18 protein-coding genes are annotated in these 18,161 nt (G+C 67.7%); 10 read left to right on the forward strand and 8 right to left on the reverse strand.

The features are described 5' to 3' along the window. The first annotated feature begins 352 nt into the window (after positions 1-352). The 5 genes from ACTWPV_RS02180 (at position 353) to ACTWPV_RS02200 (ending at position 4,834) form a co-directional block, all read left to right on the forward strand. Positions 353-577 (forward strand): hypothetical protein, encoded by a 225-nt coding sequence (locus ACTWPV_RS02180; protein WP_443150360.1) that lies wholly within the window; start codon positions 353-355, stop codon positions 575-577. A gap of 310 nt (positions 578-887) precedes the next feature. Next, on the forward strand, positions 888-1,874 hold the full coding sequence (locus tag ACTWPV_RS02185; protein WP_443150361.1) for a Gfo/Idh/MocA family protein: 987 nt from the start codon (positions 888-890) through the stop codon (positions 1,872-1,874). After that, positions 1,871-2,791 (forward strand): carbohydrate kinase family protein, encoded by a 921-nt coding sequence (locus ACTWPV_RS02190; RefSeq protein ID WP_443150362.1) that lies wholly within the window; start codon positions 1,871-1,873, stop codon positions 2,789-2,791. The genes ACTWPV_RS02185 and ACTWPV_RS02190 overlap by 4 nt, the downstream gene beginning before the upstream one ends. Beyond that, positions 2,781-3,530, forward strand: coding sequence for a hypothetical protein (locus tag ACTWPV_RS02195; RefSeq protein WP_443150363.1), 750 nt, complete (start codon positions 2,781-2,783; stop codon positions 3,528-3,530). The genes ACTWPV_RS02190 and ACTWPV_RS02195 overlap by 11 nt, the downstream gene beginning before the upstream one ends. Then, positions 3,527-4,834: a M20/M25/M40 family metallo-hydrolase gene (locus tag ACTWPV_RS02200; RefSeq protein ID WP_443150364.1), complete on the forward strand. Its 1,308-nt coding sequence runs from the start codon at positions 3,527-3,529 to the stop codon at positions 4,832-4,834. Before ACTWPV_RS02195 ends, ACTWPV_RS02200 begins: the two co-directional genes overlap by 4 nt. Before the next feature lie 56 nt (positions 4,835-4,890). On the opposite strand, the gene ACTWPV_RS02205 is transcribed toward ACTWPV_RS02200, so the two are convergent. After that, the gene (locus ACTWPV_RS02205) at positions 4,891-5,580 is read right to left on the reverse strand and encodes a hypothetical protein (protein WP_443150365.1); all 690 of its coding nucleotides are present in this window, start codon (positions 5,578-5,580) and stop codon (positions 4,891-4,893) included. On the opposite strand from ACTWPV_RS02205, the gene ACTWPV_RS02210 reads away from it, so the two are divergent. Next, positions 5,579-5,809 (forward strand): hypothetical protein, encoded by a 231-nt coding sequence (locus tag ACTWPV_RS02210; RefSeq protein ID WP_443150366.1) that lies wholly within the window; start codon positions 5,579-5,581, stop codon positions 5,807-5,809. The two genes, ACTWPV_RS02205 and ACTWPV_RS02210, sit on opposite strands and share 2 nt — an antisense overlap. Then, positions 5,799-6,386: a hypothetical protein gene (locus tag ACTWPV_RS02215; RefSeq protein ID WP_443150367.1), complete on the forward strand. Its 588-nt coding sequence runs from the start codon at positions 5,799-5,801 to the stop codon at positions 6,384-6,386. Before ACTWPV_RS02210 ends, ACTWPV_RS02215 begins: the two co-directional genes overlap by 11 nt. Before the next feature lie 82 nt (positions 6,387-6,468). On the opposite strand, the gene ACTWPV_RS02220 is transcribed toward ACTWPV_RS02215, so the two are convergent. The 6 genes from ACTWPV_RS02220 to ACTWPV_RS02245 form a co-directional block, all read right to left on the reverse strand. Then, entirely contained in the window at positions 6,469-8,043 is a 1,575-nt protein-coding gene (locus ACTWPV_RS02220) for an AprA-related methyltransferase (RefSeq protein ID WP_443150368.1), read from the reverse strand. A 72-nt stretch (positions 8,044-8,115) separates the two neighbouring features. Next, on the reverse strand, positions 8,116-8,679 hold the full coding sequence (locus ACTWPV_RS02225; protein WP_347641805.1) for a hypothetical protein: 564 nt from the start codon (positions 8,677-8,679) through the stop codon (positions 8,116-8,118). Next, positions 8,669-9,685, reverse strand: a complete 1,017-nt coding sequence (locus ACTWPV_RS02230) for a hypothetical protein (protein WP_443150369.1) — start codon at positions 9,683-9,685, stop codon at positions 8,669-8,671. The genes ACTWPV_RS02225 and ACTWPV_RS02230 overlap by 11 nt, the downstream gene beginning before the upstream one ends. Before the next feature lie 78 nt (positions 9,686-9,763). Beyond that, positions 9,764-10,969, reverse strand: a complete 1,206-nt coding sequence (locus ACTWPV_RS02235) for a phytanoyl-CoA dioxygenase family protein (RefSeq protein ID WP_443150370.1) — start codon at positions 10,967-10,969, stop codon at positions 9,764-9,766. Between the two features lie 319 nt (positions 10,970-11,288). Further along, positions 11,289-11,951 carry an adenylate kinase family protein gene (locus tag ACTWPV_RS02240; protein ID WP_443150371.1) on the reverse strand — a complete coding sequence of 221 codons (663 nt, stop codon included), beginning with the start codon at positions 11,949-11,951 and terminating at the stop codon, positions 11,289-11,291. Next, on the reverse strand, positions 11,948-12,823 hold the full coding sequence (locus ACTWPV_RS02245) for an LLM class flavin-dependent oxidoreductase (RefSeq protein ID WP_443150885.1): 876 nt from the start codon (positions 12,821-12,823) through the stop codon (positions 11,948-11,950). Before ACTWPV_RS02245 ends, ACTWPV_RS02240 begins: the two co-directional genes overlap by 4 nt. Before the next feature lie 270 nt (positions 12,824-13,093). Here ACTWPV_RS02245 and gltX point away from each other — a divergent pair, with 270 nt between their 5' ends. Beyond that, the gene (gene gltX, locus ACTWPV_RS02250; protein ID WP_347641810.1) at positions 13,094-14,509 is read left to right on the forward strand and encodes a glutamate--tRNA ligase; all 1,416 of its coding nucleotides are present in this window, start codon (positions 13,094-13,096) and stop codon (positions 14,507-14,509) included. A gap of 99 nt (positions 14,510-14,608) precedes the next feature. On the opposite strand, the gene ACTWPV_RS02255 is transcribed toward gltX, so the two are convergent. Beyond that, positions 14,609-15,934, reverse strand: coding sequence for a condensation domain-containing protein (locus ACTWPV_RS02255; RefSeq protein ID WP_443150372.1), 1,326 nt, complete (start codon positions 15,932-15,934; stop codon positions 14,609-14,611). 500 nt (positions 15,935-16,434) lie between these two features. On the opposite strand from ACTWPV_RS02255, the gene ACTWPV_RS02260 reads away from it, so the two are divergent. Both ACTWPV_RS02260 and ACTWPV_RS02265 read left to right on the forward strand, forming a co-directional pair. Further along, entirely contained in the window at positions 16,435-16,725 is a 291-nt protein-coding gene (locus ACTWPV_RS02260; protein WP_443150373.1) for an acyl carrier protein, read from the forward strand. A 33-nt stretch (positions 16,726-16,758) separates the two neighbouring features. Next, positions 16,759-18,117 carry a hypothetical protein gene (locus ACTWPV_RS02265; RefSeq protein WP_443150374.1) on the forward strand — a complete coding sequence of 453 codons (1,359 nt, stop codon included), beginning with the start codon at positions 16,759-16,761 and terminating at the stop codon, positions 18,115-18,117. Positions 18,118-18,161 lie beyond the last annotated feature (44 nt).

Raw genomic sequence — 18,161 nt, forward strand, 5'->3', positions numbered from 1 at the left:
CGCACAGCAGAAACGCAGCGCATACTTCGATGAAGCAACGACGACGTGATAATAGCGGTGGCCTGCTCGGCCTTACTTGTCAGATGGAGGGCCCCTGGGATCTTCGTGAGAGATGTGTGCGGTCCGACTTGACCAAGTGCTTATGACTGCAGGCACGAAATGATGCAAACATAGGAAGTCATCCCGGTCAACCGTTAGAACCGCCTTGCGGCAACCTGGGAGTTATCTTTTTCTGAGGGCCTCCTGCCGGAAAAAGCTTCGTTTCTTTGTCGGAGGGCTGCAAGAACTGCGACTGTCAACTCCCGTGCGGCCAAAAGTTGGAAGCATCTTCAGTCGGAGGTTCGTTGAGACGATGAACAAACTTCTGATCTCCGCGATGGCCGGAAGGGCCGCGCCCGGCCCGGTGGGCACGGACGTTGCCCAGGTCAACGGTGTTGTCCTGGCCGGGCTCTCCCGGCGCGCCGGCCGCCGGGAGAGGTGCCGCCTCCGCCTCGTGGCCGGCGCCGGAGCGGCGGCACGCACCGCGTGCGAGATCGGCGGCGGCCCGGTCGGGTGCCTTGACAGAACGGTTCACTGATCCTTATTACGGTTATAGCCAATTCCGGCTCGGCGGATTGAACATCACCATCGGCATCCCCCGTAACGGCATGCGATGGGTGCGGAGGCCTATCCCCGCTCGACCCGGTCTCTTGTCTGCTGCGAAGCTCTGCGACCGCGCCGGATCCAGCGCGCTCGCGCCGTGGAGCCAGGAGGGGCCGTACGGAGCGGTCACCCGGATGGCGAGTTCGACGGATCAACTCCTGGACACGCAGGTCCACCCGACGAGGAGTACAACATGATCATTTCCCCGATCCACATCGCTCGTCGCCCGCATGGCGTCCACAGCCATGCGTAGCATCGTGCTCGGCGTCGGCGGATTCGGGCGCGAAGTGCTCCCTGCCCTGGCGGCCAACGGGATCGAGATCGCCGCCGTGGTCGATCACGACACCGGCGCCCTGGCCGACGCCGCGCGCACCTACAAGGTGACGCCGTCGGCGGTCTTTGACAACGACGAGAGCCAGTGGTGGGACACCGACGCGCACCTCGTGGTCGATTGCACACCACCCGGCCATCATCTTCGCCACGCGGAGGCGGCGTTCCGGACTGGCAAGGATCTTCTGGTCGCCAAACCGATGGCCCTCAACCTGGGGGACGCGTCACGGATCATGGATCTCGCCACCGCGGCCGGCCGGCGCCTGGCCATCATCCAGCAGATGCGCTATCTGCCGGCGTTTCTCAAAGTGCGTGACCTCATCGGCGAGGGTTCCCTGGGCCGGCTGGGAGTCGTGACGATCACGTTCAACGTCGAGGGCACCTTCTGGCGACCTGGCCTCGCCTGGCGGCTGGCGATGGACCAGCCCGTCCTGTGGGAGGGCAGCGTGCACGTGCTGGACCTCGTGCGCTGGGTCATCGACGATGAGCCGGCGGCCGTCGTCGCGCATGCCTTCAGCCCGCCATGGAGTGAGTTTCGCGGCCCGGCCGGCCTGACGATGTGCGCCGAGTTGCGCAGCGGGACGGTCGTACGCTACCTGGCGAACTGGGCGCCGCGTGGAAGCGCTGTGGTGCCGCTCAACTCCGGCTGGGAGCTCGAGTTCGACCATGGGGTCGTGCGCGTCGTCGACGAGAGCGTCACGGTCAACGGCGAAGTGGTGTTCGAGCCGTCCGCCCAGCCGACGCCGCTGGCCGACCTGAACACCCGGCTCGTACGGTGGTATCTCGGCTGGCTCAACGGCCAGGATCCAAGGGGCCCGACCGGTGCCGACAACCTGCGCACCGTGGCGTTCGCGGACGCGCTCCAGCGGGCCGCCACGAACGGCGTCCGGGTGACGTTGTGACGGGCGTCGCCGGCGTGCCCATAGTCGTCTTCGGAGACGTGTGCCTGCACGTCACCGTCCGATCGTCCGGCACGGGTGATTTCTGCGCCGGCGATGTGAAGCTGGACCCTGGCGGTAGCGCCGCGATGGTGGCGCTGCAACTGGCCGCGCTGGAACGGCGGGTCGCGATGGTGGGTGTGGCGGGGGAGGACGATCTGGCCGAGCATCTGCGCAAGAGCCTGATCGCGTCCGGCGTCGACTGTTCGTGGTGGGCGTCCGTGGCGGGCGACACCGCGAGGGTCGCCATCCTCGTCGAATCAGGCGGTGACCATCGCGTCATCGTGAACCAGGAGGGCGTGACCCGGCCCGGCGAGGCGCTGACCCCGCTGCTTCGTGAGCTCCGCGTGCGGGGCGACGCCCTGTGTTATGTGCCCGGCTTTCCCAGCTATGACCCACTGCGCGTGGCCCTGGTCGAGCAAGGCGCACGCGTGGTGTGCGACTTCGGGTTCCGTCCATGGTTGACCGACGCCGCGACGGCGCGCGACAACATCGTGCCCCGCGTCGATGGCGTCGCGATCGCGATATGCAGCGGTGCCTCCTTCTCGGAAGGCGACAACCGGGCGTTGGCGCAGGCCTGCATCGCCGGGGGCGCCGCAGGGGTCGTCACGTCGCTCGGGTCGCGGGGATGCCTGGTGAGCGACGCGGACAGCAGCACGCATCAGGCCGGATTCGCCACCCATCCCGTCAACACCCTGGGCGCCGGCGACTCGCTGGTCGCAGGTTTGCTGGCGGCCCTGAGCGATGGGCGCCCCCTGCGGGAGGCATGCCTCTTCGCTCAGGCCGTAGCCGCAGCGAAGATCGCGACACTGTCCCGGCCCGCGACCGTCCATGGCGTTCGCACCCTACTCGCAACGGCAGGTGATCAGGATGACCATTGACGCTGGCCTCAGCGCCTATCCGATGGGGGACGAGCCCCAGCACAATCTGCAGCGGATGTTCGCCGACATGAAGCGGGTGGAGCTCGCCCGGCATTTCGTCGATGACGTCCTGCGGAAGGGAACCGACGTCTTCATCATCGCCGTCGACCTCGACCGGTCCGCGGTCGTACGCCGCCGCGGCGTGAAAGAGAAGCGTCACCTTGTCGTGCAACTTCATGAGCTGCTGCGTTCCGCGCTCCCGGAGCAGGCGACGTTCCTGGATTCCGGGTCACGCGACGAGGGATGGATCGTCCTCACCCCTGACGATCCCCATGAGCCCACCCGGCTGGCCGAGCGGCTGCACCAGCTGATCGGCGGCCACGTCTTCCGCCTGATCGACGGCGAGGAGGTGCGGCTGACGGCAAGTCTCGGCGTCGCCCGCTCCCCCCTCCACGGCAGCACCGGGCAGGACCTTCTCTGGGCGGTGGGCGAGGCCCTGTGGCAGGCCAAGCTGACCCGCGATGCGGTGTACGTGGCCGACGCGCCCGTTGCGGTGGAGCCGCAGACATTCCGGATAACCGTCGAGCAGCAGCGTCAGCTCGCCGCACTGAGCCGGCGGACGGGCCGCCCGGACGACTCGCTGTTCCACGAGGCGTTGCAACTCCTGCTCGAGAACCACGCGCCACGGTGGCATTGGATCGTCGAGAAACGCGGCCCGACACCCGGTGGGCCGGCGCGTCGCGGAGCCGAGTTCGAGTGAACGAGCTGGTAACGGAGGCGCAGCGCCTCCTGTCCGAGCTCATCCGTGCCCGCTCGTGCAACCCGCCGGGTGACACGGCTGCCGCTGCGGCGGTCCTGGCCGCTTATCTGCGCCGTTCGGGCATCGACCCGACCGTGTACGAAGCCGAGCCCGGACGCGCGAGCCTGGTCACCCGCATCCGCGGAGCCGGCGACGGTCCATCGTTGCTCCTGCTCTCGCACCTGGACACGGTCGACGCCGACCCCGCCGAGTGGTCGTCGGATCCGTGGGATGGGATCGTGCGTGACGGCAGCGTCTGGGGGCGTGGCGCGCTGGATCTCAAGGGACAGGCCGCGGCTCAGGCCGTCGCGGTCGCCTCGCTGCTGCGCTCCGGTGTCCCTTTCCGCGGCGACGTCGTCCTCGCCGCCACCGCCGATGAGGAGCTCGGCTCGGAGCTCGGCACCCGATGGCTGCTGGACCGGCGCCCTGAGGCACTGCGCACCGACTACGCCCTCACCCACGGTGCCGGGGATCGCATGGTCCTGGACGACCGCGCCGTCTACTTCTGCGCGACCGCTGAGCGGGTCACCGCCGAGCTCACCGTCACCATCACCGCACCCGCTGGGCTGCCCATGCTGGCAGAGCAGCCGAACGCCATCGCTGAGGCCGGCCGGTTCGTGAGCAAGGTCGCCGGCCAGCACATCGGCGACACGCCGGCCGAAGAGGCCACGGTCGTGATGGATGCGCTCGCCGGGACCGGACGACCTCCGGGGGAGGTCGCCGCTGCGGCGGGAAGCATCCACCCTGCTCTGCGCACCCTGCTGACGCCCTTGACGGGAACCACGCTCGTCCCGTTGAAGATCGTTTCGACCTCCCTCGCCGGACGCCCGTCGGTCTGCGAGATCCACTTCTCCTGCTGGCTGCTGCCCGGCTGCGGCCGTGAAGAGATCGAAACCGTTCTCGAAGCGGCGGCGGTGGAGCTGCCTTACCGCGTAGCCTGGCGGCCGATCCGAGGGGGCAGCCGGTCGCCGACGGCCACTCCGCTCTGGGGAGCGATCGAGAGTTTCGTCCGGCGCGTCGATGCCGGATCGCTGCTGCTGCCGCTGTGCGACGCCGGCTTCACCGACTCCCACTGGCTGCGCGAGCGGTACGGTACGGTCGCGTACGGATTCTTTCCCATGCGCGAGATGACGACCTCCGAGGCGGCCAGGACCGTCCACGGGCCGGACGAGCGGATGCCCCTGTCAGACCTGGGCCTTCAGGTTGATTTCTACCGCCATGTCATCACCTCCATCGGCAGCGGCGCATGCGATGGGCAGGGATGACGTCTCATCCGCCGGTCGCACGTCGTGATCGCCGGACCGGCCGGTGAGGCGCGCCGTCAGCATCGGCCGTTCATGCCGCTCCCATGATCGGCGACAGCGTCGATCCGTTCCCCGGCGGTGACGAAAAGATCAGTGGCGAGTCGCGCGCAGAAGCGCGTCAGCTTGTCGCCGTTCGCGATGGGGGCACCGGTGTGGAAGGGGGTGTTCGCGGCGAATCGTGGGAGATGAGCAGGAGGGGTGGCGCTGGACGGGTGGGCATCGACGCTGCTCTCGGCTCGCTGGACGGCGGCGTGGGCGGGTTCGAGCAGGGAGAACTCCCGGTGGCACGGTATGGAGCGCGCGGCCCGGGCCACCTTCGTGTACGGACACGTGAGGCCAGGCGCCGGAGGGCCGGGCCAGAGGTATCGGTGCCACTTCTCACGCCCTGTCGGTTCGTCCCAGAAGAAGAGCAACGCCGGCATGAGTTCCGCCGCCGATGCGAAGAAGGAACTGTAGGCGCCCGGGCCGGTCATGGCGGCCAGCGTGGCACGAGTGGCCGGAGCCAGCGCGAGGAAGACCGCCGCCGCGAACGTCCTTTCGAGCTCGGCGCGATCGGCCTGCTCCGGAAGGACGAACCACGCGGCGCTGTCACGGACCAGGCCGCGCTCGACGGTGGCCGCCGCCCAGCGCCGCTTCATCCCGTGGATCGCCGGACGGCGGCTTTTCCCGGCCGGGAATGCGGCCCGGGGCTCTCCGTTGAACGACATGCCGGCAATCTCCTCTGTCGTGCCCGTCAGGGAAGTTGAAGCGCGTTATCCCGTCTTATTTCACTCCGCGGTCATGACCATGTACAGCCAGAAAAGCCGGTATATTGTCGTCAATATTGAGGCTGCTTTCCCGCTGATCGTCATTCCTCTTTTCCGCAATTCGATCCGCGGGCCGGCCGTACCCGTGAGGAGCATGGGATATGACTCGATGGGGCGCCTTGGACATTGATTCCAGCGCTGCCGTGCACGAGGTGCTCGAGCACACGGTCGTCGCCTCGATCGCTTATGTCTCCGAGCGATTCCGCACGGCCCGCGATCGCCTCGGTGTCGCCTGGTTCGGTGCCGACCCGCAGGGGTTCGCGGGCGCGGGAGACGATCTCGCCGCGCCACTGCGCCGGATGGCGCAGATCGATGAACTGCTCCGCGCGGCAGGAGCCGCTCCCCACTGGCACGGGCTGGCTAATTTCGTCTGGGTGATGGACGCCCCCACGCTGGCATCGGTGCGCCGTGCCGCCGGGACGATCGCCGCGCCCAGCCATGTGCGTGACATTCCGCTCCGCCATGGCGCGGCCCATGGCAGCGAAACCGGCGATCCCGTCGATCTGCTCCGGCTGGCCGCCGCCAGGACCGGCTTGTCCGGCCACGGCGGCGCAGGGGCACAGGACGGACTCACCTTGACGCCCAGGGCATTCGCGTCGTCCGAAGGCGAGCGGGCTCGGCTCGCGCGGATCTCCGAGAACCGGGACCGGGAGATCGAGCCCTTGGTACGCGAGGCGCTGGACCTGCTGTTCGCCCGGTACGCCTGACCGGCGCGACGCGCTCGCAGCCGGGCGGTTTCCGTTCCGTGCCGCGAACACCGGTGGGCCGCGCACCCCTCCCCGCCGGCGTTCAAGCGAGCCAGCTGATGCTGGTGGTCGGCGACGTTTCCGGATAAAGAACCGAGCGCCGCGAGGAGAATCCCGCGAAGGACACCGCTCCGCGGAAGGCCTCGTACGGGATGGGGGACTGCCCGGACAGCGCGTGGTAGAAGCGCAGAGCGAGCGTGTGGCTGCTTTCGAGCCGGTCTCGCACCGTCGCGATGCCGGGAGTGTGGGCCTCGATGACCACCAGGCCGTGACGTCCGCATACCTGCCGCCACTGTGCGTAGTGCTCCGCCCAGTCCTCCCGCACCGCCTCAGCGGAGATGATCGATCCCGACGGCGTGGCGTACACGCCGTCGGTGAGGTGCACGTTTCCGTTCTCGCCTTCCATGTGTCCCAGCGACCGGTTGTGGTCGACGAAAGCCCGGACGGACATGATGTCGTCCATGCCGATGCCACTGGCCGACGCCACCGCCTGCGCGACCTCCGACGGCTGCCCGACGTCTCCGAGCAGACAGATCGCCGGCAGGTTCGACAGGTTGCGCTCACTGATCTCCAGCGCCACCGGGTCCATGTCGACACCGAGGACGACCAGGGGGTGCTCCGCGAGGGACCGGCCGCGTGACGTCGAGCCGCGGACGAACGCGTACAGCTCGCGCAGCCACGAGCCGTCGCCGCAGCCGATGTCGAGGATGGCGCGAGGTTGCTCCGCGAGCGGCGCCTGGTCGAAGTGCCTGGCGACGAGCCTGGTCGCCGCGTGAAAGTAGCCACGATGCGCGGTCGCGCTCGCCCTCACGTTGATACTGCGGTCGATCTGCCGCGTAACGTCCAAGGGTGCGATCGTCTCTCCGGCCGCCACTCGATCCGGGAGCCGGATCAGCGTTTGCGCGTAGGAACCAGCCAGTCCGTACATGGGGGCGAAGAAGGACAGCACCCGCTTGATGCCGGCTTCCGACGTTCCCAGATCGAGCGCGGCGAACAGCGGCGCGAGGTCCGCCCGATCATGGTCGCGCTCGATCCGAGGCAGCAGCGGCACGGCGAGCAGGCCTTCCAGCAGGCGGAGGAGAAGGTCCGCCGCCGCGTCCGGCAGGGAGGTGCGCCTGCTGACCGATGCCTTGGCCGAGGTCAGGATGTCGACGCAGCCGAGGAGACGCGCCACGGTGCTCTCCACGGACCACGGACGGCCACGATCGCGCTCGCGGATCGCGCGGTGAGCGTCGAGGAGGATGTCGAGTGCGAAGGCCACGTCATCCGACGCGGACAGCGACACCACGGAGCCGCCGCCGCGGTCGTCATGCACGGTCAGCCATCCGGCATCGCACGCCGCCACGATCGAGGCCGCCACTGCGCCAGGGGAAGGCGAATCGTTCACCACGTCCGTGCAGCTGAGGCGTTCCCTGCTGAGCCGATCGAGGCTTCCTGAGGCCTCCAAGGTCGCCAGCGCGGTGATGGCCGCCAGGCCGTTCTGATGGAGGAACACGCGTCGCAGGAGTTCGCCGTTCCAGCCGCTCGCCCGCCGCTCCGCCACCTTCATGACGCATACCGGTACGAGATGCTCGATGCCGGCCTTCTCCTGGCCCTTGCTTCGGCCGGCGTTGCCCACAACATCATCGGTCTCCGCTCCGCGTCGTCGAGTGCCACCGGCACCGCATCCTCGTTCGATCGGCCGGTACGGTCAGGAGGAGGCCTCCCTGGCGGCGTGCTTCAGAACATCGCTGTGCCACGTGTCGGCGTCCGGAGGCGCCCAATAGAAGTCACCCACCGGCACGCCAAGCCGCTCACACAGGTCACGGGTCGCCCGCGCGCTCTCCGCCCAGGCGCGCACCGCCGAGGCCAGCCCGTCGTCTCCATGGCCCGTCAAGTCACCCACCAGGGCGAGAACCGCCCGGCAGTGTGCGGTGACCGCGTCCACGTCCAGCGGGAGGGCCGCACAGTAGAGGGCGGAGACTCTGTCCGCCAGATCGGGATTGACGGCCCTGAGCACCGACAGCGCGACTCTGGCTCTCGCCGTGGCGTGCTCGAAGGGCGGAAACACGGTGCAGCGCTCACGGAGCCACACGGCGACCGACGCGTCGATCAGGCTGGCGGCGGTATACCGCGCCAACCCCAGCTGGCCGGCCTGGAGGGCGCCGTCGAGGTCGTACATCAGCGCCATGATCTCGAGGCGGCCGGAGGATTCGTCGTGGGATCGCCGGAGCGCGACCGGCATGGGCACCGCCTTCGCGATCTCACCGCGCATGGCCCTTCACCTCCCTCAGCAGTCCGGCATCGATCAGTGCCTCCCGCAGGACGAGGCGGTGTGCCTGGGCTTGCCAGACGCTGGGCGCCTGCTTCCGGCTGCCGTCCGCTTCATGCGGACCCAGAGCCGGCAGGAGCGCGGTGATCGCCGCCGTGTCCTCCGGCAGCACGTCGTACGCCGCCTTGCGGGTCATGAGGGTCGAGACGTAGTGACGGCGATCGTGCTCGATCGGCGCCGCCGCCTCGGTCACGAGGTCATCGGCGTTCATTCCGGACAGGGATTCGGCCAGCACGGTGTCGATGTGCTCGACCGCCGCGCGGACATGACGCACCGGGTCAACCGAGGGATGAAGCAGCGCCGCGATCGTGGCGACCTCGGCGGAGTCCGGGCCGAAGGCCCGGATCGCCTTCTCGAGGGTGTACTTCGGCGACGGATAGAGCTCCCCCACGTCGGTCAGGGTCCCCATCGTGCAGAGGTGGGCGGCATAACAGGCGTAGAGGGTGGCGGCGGTGACGTCACCGCTGTTCAGAGCGATCGTCGCCCGCGCGGAGAAGGCGCCGGCGTGCAGAATCGCCCACGACCTGAGCACGGGACGATACGCCTCCAGCGAGAAGACCACGCTCGTGGGGTACGCGCCCTTGACGGTCGCGCCGATGGCAAGCCGGTAATAACGATCGAGCTCCGGCCGCGACAGCCGCAGAACCTGGGCAATGGCCTTCGGATCGGTCGTCGCCAGCTTCCTGGTGAGGTCCTCCAGCTCCCGTGCCCGGACATATTCGATGTCCAACCAGCTTGCTCCGGCGAACGCCATGCGCACGGGCACGTCGCGCGGGCGGTTGTCGCTCACCACGAAGAAGTCGAGGTCGGACCGTACGTTGCCGATGCCCTCGAACAGGGAGCCCGAGACCACGAGGACCTCTTCCTCGGCGATCGAGTCGGACAACCGTGCCCACGCGTCGTATCCTGCTTTGCGGCAGATCAGCTCTATCGCAGTGCGATCATCCAAGGAACCGGTCCCATCCCAGGCTTGCGCTGTCGGCGGTCGGAATCGATGGCGGCGGTCGGGGTCGGCGACGTTCGCGCGCTACGCGTAGACGTCCCAGGCCGACGAGACGGCATTCGACCAGTCCGCGTGTTTGATGCTGTACCGATTGTCGACACCGGTGCCGGACATGGGGTCGACGAGCGAGAAGCCGGCGTACATCAGGCGTCGCTCACCACGCTGGGGGGCGACGGTCTCGTGCATCGCGCACGACAGGTGAACCGTGAGATCTCCCGCTTCGCCGTAGAGAGCCCGGACCGGCAGGTCCACCTCGTCGATATTGTGATCGACTGCGGGGAAGTTCGTACGATGAGAGCCCGCCATGACCCGGATGCCCCCGGTCACCTCGTTGGAAGGCGCCAGCAGGACCCCGATCGTCACGCCATTGCAGAAGTACGAGTGCTTCCCCTGCCAGCAGTCCTTGTGCCAGCGAATCTCCGACGGCCCTTCCACCACACCGGTGGGTTTGACGAGGGACTCCACCCAGGACGGAGGAAACGCGAAGGAGTCTCCGGTCAGGTTGCACAGGCGCCGGAGCGGATCACTTTCCGCCACGCGCTTGCCGGCTTCCGATATCCGGTCGAAGTGCTTGAGGCGCACACACGCCTCCTGCCCGTTCTCGAGTTTCGCCCACCATCGGTGGGGGTCGTCCCTTCGGGCGGATGTGAGACCGCGGTCGATGTCGGCCGAGATGGCGGCGACGGCATCGGCGCCGATCCAGCCGCGCAGCATGAGGAAGCCGGCCTGCTCGAGAAACCTTCCCATTTCGGCGTCATCGTCATCGGGCGTGAACGACCGGTCCACGTCGAGCGGCGAGCCGTCCAGATTCGTCAGCGATATGGATCCCGGCTCGTACATCGGGCGGCCGTCGACCATCGCCCGGAGCACCACGTCCCACGCAAGTGCCGCGTTGGAATCGCCACTGCTCACCTGGGCGTCGCCTGAGACCAGCAGGGCCAGCATGGTGCGCACTTCCTGGACCCACTCGGAGAACGCGGCTTCGCCGATGTCGACGACCAGCTCTCCGCTCGTGGCGTCGTCGACGACGGTGACGGTGTCCGCTTCCGGGACCAGAGTCCGCATGGTGTCGCCGACCCGAAGCGAAAGGCGGCCAAGCCCGAGCCGCGCCGCGGCCCGAGCGGCCTGCGGTCCGGTCGTCCTGAGCAGATCCGGCAGTTCCTCGAAGAACGAGCGAGGATCTATCGTCCGGACGCCGCTGTTGGTGCGTGTGCGCATGTCGATTGTCATTCGAGCACCTCCTCGGGAGCTGGCGACGCAATTATTTCGATATGGCTGCCATATCTGTGTGTCCGGAAAAGTCGTTCGAGTTCCTCACCGATGTTGGCCGGGATTCACCAGGATCGCAACAACACGAATGAACACATAAAAACGTGCGCACCGGTGGCACTTCGCCCGCGGACTTTCGGTCGTGGCGCGTTCGGCTGTGGATGACGGTCGTGATGCCTGGAGGCGGGCGGCGTGCAAGTGAGGACCATCCGCACTTGCACACGGGCACGCCGTGGCCGCGTTGTTCGTACCGATGCCTGCGAATTCCGGCTGGTCCCGACTAGGAAAGCTGCCGGAACGCGGCCCGTACTATCTCGCCTCGATCTTCTGTTCCGTCCAGAACGGTCACCTCGTGACAGAGTTCGTCGAGGATTCCGCGGATGTGGTGCCGGTGCAGGCGAAGGCGTTCCGCGAACGGCCCGTCGTGGTCATCCCGCCTTCGGCCGAGCGCGGACCCGCACCGCGCACACCGGCCGGGATCCGCCTCCGAGACGGCTGCCTGCGATATTCCGCCGTCACAGGTGACGCACACCGACCGCTTGCGCATGCGTGCCATGCATACCTCGTCCGGGGCGTCCAGATAGAGAACGCGGTCGACCTGCCGGCCGCGGCCGGCCACGACCTCGATCATGAGCCGTGCCTGTTCGGCGTTGGCGGGCAGGCCCTCGATGAGCATTCCTCCCGGCAACTGCGCGTCCAGCCGGCGGGAGAACGCCTCGATGACGACCTCGTCCGGGAGCCATTGCCCCTTCTCCTGTGACTCGGCGGCCGCGAGCCACAGATCTGTCTGCTTGCTCTTCTCCTCGACGAACTGACGCCGGACGGCGAAGTGCCCGAGGCCGGGGGTCGCGTCCAGAATGCTCGTGACCAGGGTGCTCTTGCCGGACCCCGGAGGCCCGAGCAATACCAGCAAGGACGTCTTGGAGAGCGTTCGCGCGCTCATCGTGCGCCTCCGGAAACCGTGGTGCCGGCCGGCGGAAGGGCCTCCCCGAGCAGCGGAAGCACCTCTTCCGCGAAACGCGCGGGCTGCTCGGCGCGGTCAGGGCCGGGGACGCTGACGTTGAAGCCGTCGAAGCCGAGGTCTCGCAGCTTCGCAAGCTGGTCGGCGACGGCTTCCGGCGGACCGGTGATGGCATTCGGCGGCGCTTCGGCCAGCGGACCGACATGAGCCTCGAGACTGAGGACGCAGGTGATCGTCGAGGGATCGCGCCCCGCGCCGTCCGCCGCGGCGATGAGGCGGGACCTGCACGCGGTCAGCCGCTCCACCGAGGTGTAACGCAGGTACGGGATCCAGCCGTCCGCCATGCTGCCGGCCACTTCGGCTCCGCGCAGGCCGAGGACGCCCAGCCAGACAGGTATCCGGCTCGCCGGCCGTGGGCTGATCTCCGCGTCGACGACGCCGTGGTGCTGGCCGGAGAAGGTGAACTTACCGTCGCACCACAGGCCTTTGATGATCGCCGTCGCCTCGGCGAGGGCATCGATCTTCCCCCGGGCGGACGGCGGGTTCACGCCCACGGAACGCATCTTGTTGTCCGCGCCGCCACCGCCGATCCCGAGCACGAGACGGCCGTTGGCGAGACGGTTGATGGTCTCGGCCATCTTCGCCACGAGCGCCGGATTGCGGAACGGCGCTCCGAGAACGCGGGTGACGAGCCCGATCTGCCGCGTCGCGGCGCCGATGGAGGCCAGTGTCACCAATGGCTCGTTGGTGGGGCTGCCCCCGAAAGGATGGTCCGCGACCGAAACGAAATCGAACCCCAGCCTTTCCGCCTCGATTGCTTCGTCTACGGGGTGCACGTCGCCGATAGGGTGCATGGACACGCTCAGACCGACTACAGGTCTTTCCACATCTCCTCCGTTGGACCGGGTGACTTCATCGCCTGTCCCGCGCCGCACATGCTAAGCATCCTCGTCTGCGCAGGGCCACTCGACGTCTTTCCACACCGGCGGCGGGCACGAGATGAACAGCCGGTTCGTGCACGTCACCATCCTGAGCGCACCCTCAAATCCGGCCTTCACCGTCAATTTCCTGCATGCAGCTGAGCCTGTGAACGGCCTGTGGTTTCCGCGGGTAGACTGCTCGGCGTGTCAGTAGTCCCGGTTCGCGCACGTTTCGCGCCTTCCCCCACAGGAATGTTCCACGTTGGAGGCGCACGCTCGGCTCTCTATAATTGGGCGGTAGCGCGACAATCAGGGGGAAAGTTCGTGCTGCGGGTGGAAGACACCGACACTGCGCGAAATCGCCCAGAGTGGACGGAAGGCATTATCCAAGCTCTGGCCGCGATCGGCATCGATTCCTCGGATCCCGCTTTCGAGGGTCCCTACATGCAGTCGCAGAGTGCCGATCGGCACCGGCAGGCGGCGCTCCAGCTGTATACGAAGGGCCGGGCATACTTCTGCGACTGCACGCGTGAGCAGCTCACGGAGCGGCGAGAGTCCGAGCACCTGGGATATGACGGATTCTGCCGCGAGCGCGGGCTGGAGCCCGCGCAGGGACGCGCGTTGCGCTTTCGGACGCCGGATGACGGCGAAACCCTGATCGTGGATCTGATCCGCGGCAAGCCCGCCTTCCCCAACAGCGCGATCGAGGATTTCGTCATCGCCAGGGGCGATGGGTCGCCGGTCTTTCTCCTGGCCAATGTCGTCGACGACCTGGACCAGGGCATCACGCACGTGATCCGGGGCGAGGAGCATCTCTCCAACACGCCCAAGCAGCAGCTCCTGTGGGAGGCCCTGGGCTCGGCGCCGCCGATGTGGGCCCATCTGCCCGTCCTCGTCAACGAAAAGCGGCAGAAACTGTCCAAGCGGCGGGACAAGCTGGCGCTGGAGGAATATCTGGCAGATGGGTTCCTGCCGGACGCCCTGGTCAACTACCTGATGTTGCTGGGCTGGGGGCCGGGCGGCGATCGGGAGATCATGCCATACCCGGAGATGGAGCGGCTGTTCAGAATCGAGGACGTCAACACCTCGCCGGCGTTCTTCGATGTGAAGAAGCTGAGCGCGTTCAACGGCGAATACATCCGGGCGCTGTCCGAAGAGGCGTTCGCCGCCGCATGCGCGCCGTGGCTCACCGGGCCCCATGTGCCGTGGCGAGCGGACGCGTTCGACCCGGGCGTGTTCGCGGCGGTGGCGCCGCTGGCGCAGACCCGGCTGACGTTGTTGTCGGAGATCACGGGTTATGTGGATTTCCTGTTCCTCGACGAGCCCGTCTTCGACGAGGCGTCGTGGACCAAAGCCATGAAGCCGGGCGCCGCTCGGCTGCTGCGCGATGCGCGGACGGCGTACGCCGCCGCGGCATGGCGGGCGGAGACGCTGAAGAACGTGCTGACCGAGGTGGGCGAGCGCCACGGGCTGAAGCTGGGCAAGGCGCAAGCCCCGGTCCGGGTGGCGGTGTCGGGGCGGACGGTCGGTCTGCCACTGTTCGAATCACTGGAAGTCCTCGGCCGCGACCGGACGGTGCGACGTCTCGACGCCGCGCTCGCGCGCTTGACCGGGGCGTGAGGCTGCGCGACGACGGGGATGCGCCTCATGCTCGTCCAGGCCGGCCCGCGGACCGCCGGAGGAAGGTTGGAGCAGCTCGGTCGTGGCCCGCGTCGGCGGTCAAGCTGTGAGGTCCCGCACCACACCGGACATGTCCTGGGCGGTCAGACGCGGCCTTTTCGCGGCCGCCAGAGCGAGGGACTCCATCGCGCGGAGAAAGACGTCGATCTCCGCCGGTGTCAGGAACGACGTGTCGGCCCGCAGGAGACAACCAAGGGCCGGCGGGCGGGCGAAGGTCACGAGGTAGACCCGCCGCCCCATACGATCCTGAGACAGGTCGCGGGTCCACCGCAGGATGGTGTCGCCCGGCGAACTGGCGGGTGTGCCACCGGCCGCAGCCCTGCAGGGCACCTCGCCCGAGAGGTTCAGATTGATCGAGAAGGGCAGGCCCACGCAATGGCGGGCTTCGCCGGAGTGGCCGTACACGAGCCGGGCCACCGCACGCGGGTCGTACTGCCCGTGCCGGTACGCCAGCAGCGCGGACCTCACCGTCGTGCTGAGGAGCTCGGGGAAACTCAGGCCACGCACGTCGACGCTGAACGGGGTGTCCTGGACGAAGGTCCCGGCGGCTGCCCTGCGCCTGGGACCGACGCGGTTGCTGCAGTAGATCATCGACTCGCACTTCTGGACCGGCGACCGCAGGCCGAGCAGCGCCGACCAGATAGTCAACATCAGCGTCGGCGCACCCACCCGGTACACCTCGCTCAGCCGGCAAATGGCTTCGGCAAGGGCGCGTGACTCCATGTACATCTCGCGATAGGTGGCCGGCCCGCCACCACCGGAGGCCGGGGGAGGACACTCGGCACGCAGACCCGCCACCTGCTGCTTCCAGTAGGCGAGCGACGACGCCGCGACCCGCCTCCCACGCTCACTCGCCTCGTACGTCGCCTGGTCATGGGGCTGAAGGCCGGTCTCCACTCCCGGAGATCGCTCAGCGCGCAGCAGGTGGACGAGATGGTCGCGCAGCTGTGCGACGGCCCAGCCGTCAACCGCCAGATGGAACAGGACGACCACGACATGCCGCGGCTCGCCGTCCTGGGTGACGATCGCGACGCGTATCGGCCACTCGTCCAGCAGGAACGCCGTACGCATGAGCGCGTCCTCGACCTGGTCGCGCCAGTGATCCGCCGGATGGGGTGACGCCTCGCAGACACTCACCCGCAACGATCCGGTCGAGGCGACGGCCTGTCGCGGCTGATCGCCCGCCGTCTCCGCGAACGTCGTCCGCAGGGACTCGTGTTGCTCGACGAGCACGCGTACCGCTGTCAGGGCGGTGGGCAAGGTCGTGCCGTGCGGTAGCTCCACCGTGAACGGCACATTGAGGTGGGCGTGATCACCGTCGAACCAGACGGCCTCTCGCCACATCCATTGCTGGCCCCAGGTCATCGCGGATGAACATGATCGCGTCCCGCGAAACTCAAGGAGGCAGGACGTCGAGCCATCGATCACAGGCACTTCCGCTCCTCGCGTCCAGGTGCGCGGTTCCAGCCGCGCATGCCGGCGGATCGCGCCCGGTGGTGCCGTGCCTCTGGCGGAGACTCTCGCGAACGGGACAAGCCGGGCGACGGGCGGATACGGGGGCCTGATCCGCCACCGAGCGGTGACCCGCCTCTGCCGGAGGGCTGCCGGCGGCCATTTTCTTCAGGTTGGCACGCACGCGGATACCGCACAAGGCGTGCGACGTAGCACGTATGGACGATAGACGATTCGTCCGTCACGCTGGATCGATAACTTTCACCGCCCGTGGGTCGTCACGCTCGTCTTTCGCCGCGCCAAAGGGCGCTTTCCTATCCCAGGGCTCTCGTACGATGCCTTTCTCCGGGCCTGATCCGACTTGTCATATGATCGCGCGAAGCATATTTTGCTCAGCAAGGGAGAATCGTCTTATGGTGCACGAAGAACAAAACATCGCCGACGACGTACTGAAGATCATCAAAGCCACCCTGCTCGTGGAATCCGTGGATATGAAGGACAATCTCTTCGATGTCGGTGCAGACTCCCTGACCTTGCTGGAAATATGCACGCAGATTGAAGAGGGATTCGAGATCGAAGTGCCGCTGGAGTCCGTATGGGAGGCGCCGAGCGCCCTCGACATCATCCGCATCGTCGAGGACTGCGTTCAAAAGGCCCGGGGACTCACCGCCGGTGGCCGGGAGGCCGAAACGCCTGCCTCGTGACTGCTGACCGGGGACGATCTGGAAGAGGTCAGGGTGTCGTCATCCTTTACATATCCGGCCATCCCATCGCAGTCGGCGTTCAGGGCCATCGACCGCGCCGATCCGGGACTGACGACCATCGTGTACGAGCGGCCGATCGCCTCCCAGGCGAGCCCCGAGCTGCTGCGCCAGGCGGTTGCCGAGGTGTATCAGAGGCATGAGGTCCTGCGGACGGTGATCGTCGACGGGGAGCCCGGATCGCCTTCCTCGCCGCTTGAGTCCCTATGGCTCGGCTACCGGAACGTCGTCGCCGAACGGCCGGTGGAAGCGCTGGACGTGATCGCTCCAGAGCACACCTTGCAGTCCGACCACGGGGAGCCAGGATGGCTTCCTGGACTACGGGCGGATCCCGGGCGCCTCCCGGTCTTCCGCTTTCAACTCATCGAAGGGCCTGTGCGGCGGAAACTCAGAATCCTCACCGATCACGCCCTCTGCGACCGATGGTCACTGTTCGTGCTGCAACGCGACATCGAGCGTTCATACCGGCGGATCATGGCAGGGGCGCCGGCAAGCACGGGGGAGATCTATCCGTTCAGCACGTTCGCGCGTGAGCTCTATTCGATGTGGACCTCCGGCGTGTTGAAGGACAAGACCAAGGCTCTCGGCGAGAAGATCACGGCACTCGATATGAGTCCCTTATCCGAGATTTCCGGGAGTCTGTGCAAACCGGCTTCCGTCGAGTCCTTCGTCGTCGCCTTGAGCTCAGAATCGACGCGTCGTTTCGAGGCCCTCAACGCACAGGCCGGAAGCAGCCGGCTGGGGGTGGCCATCGCGTTGTTCGCCCATGCCGTGGCGGCAGAGTTCGGCTGGCGCCGGCTCGCGCTGCTCACGCCGCACGCGAACCGCTCGTTGAAGGCACGAGGGTCCGTCGGCCTGTTCGCCGACGCACAGTACATCTTCGCGTCGGTCGAGGCGGGTTTGGCGGCCGCGGTCCGCGAGGTCTCGACGAGCCTCAAGGAGACTCTCACCGGCACGCCACCGCCGGCCGCGCTCATCCAGGCCCTGCCGGGAGCACGCGAAGTGCTGCAGAGCGTGCCCCGGCTGGCGGCTGACGTCCAGATCAGGCCCCGACGCGGCGGGCCGGTCTCCCGCACGGGGCGGATCGAGCTCTTCGAGGACGCGGGCGAGGAGGACATCGAGCGTCCGGACGAGGACGCCATCGTCACCCTCACGCCGCCGTCGTGGCCCGGCCAGCCCGACCTCAGGCTCACCTGCGACTTCTCGAACCGGCACGAGTTGTCGGTCAACTACCGTGTGGATCACATACCGGCTTCGTCCGCCCGAGCGATCGCGCAGCGACTGCTGCGGCAGATCCAGCGCGCCGGGGCGAGCGGTGCTCACCTGGCCTGGTAGGGCGACCGCGCGGGAGGGCGAAGGAGCTGGTCACACGTGAGCGA

Origin of the sequence: Nonomuraea sp. KM88 (genome assembly GCF_052245635.1) — a bacterium.
In the GTDB taxonomy this organism is placed as follows: domain Bacteria; phylum Actinomycetota; class Actinomycetes; order Streptosporangiales; family Streptosporangiaceae; genus Nonomuraea.

Coding starts and splice junctions, on each gene's coding strand:
- ACTWPV_RS02205 (WP_443150365.1), bottom strand. CDS start 5,580: ATGTCGTTCAACGGAGAGCCCCGGGCCGCATTCCCGGCCGGGAAAAGC.
- ACTWPV_RS02240 (WP_443150371.1), bottom strand. CDS start 11,951: ATGAGCGCGCGAACGCTCTCCAAGACGTCCTTGCTGGTATTGCTCGGG.
- ACTWPV_RS02245 (WP_443150885.1), bottom strand. CDS start 12,823: ATGCACCCTATCGGCGACGTGCACCCCGTAGACGAAGCAATCGAGGCG.
- ACTWPV_RS02235 (WP_443150370.1), bottom strand. CDS start 10,969: ATGACAATCGACATGCGCACACGCACCAACAGCGGCGTCCGGACGATA.
- ACTWPV_RS02195 (WP_443150363.1), top strand. CDS start 2,781: ATGACCATTGACGCTGGCCTCAGCGCCTATCCGATGGGGGACGAGCCC.
- ACTWPV_RS02225 (WP_347641805.1), bottom strand. CDS start 8,679: ATGCGCGGTGAGATCGCGAAGGCGGTGCCCATGCCGGTCGCGCTCCGG.
- ACTWPV_RS02180 (WP_443150360.1), top strand. CDS start 353: ATGAACAAACTTCTGATCTCCGCGATGGCCGGAAGGGCCGCGCCCGGC.
- ACTWPV_RS02185 (WP_443150361.1), top strand. CDS start 888: ATGCGTAGCATCGTGCTCGGCGTCGGCGGATTCGGGCGCGAAGTGCTC.
- ACTWPV_RS02255 (WP_443150372.1), bottom strand. CDS start 15,934: ATGACCTGGGGCCAGCAATGGATGTGGCGAGAGGCCGTCTGGTTCGAC.
- ACTWPV_RS02260 (WP_443150373.1), top strand. CDS start 16,435: ATGGTGCACGAAGAACAAAACATCGCCGACGACGTACTGAAGATCATC.
- ACTWPV_RS02210 (WP_443150366.1), top strand. CDS start 5,579: ATGCCGGCAATCTCCTCTGTCGTGCCCGTCAGGGAAGTTGAAGCGCGT.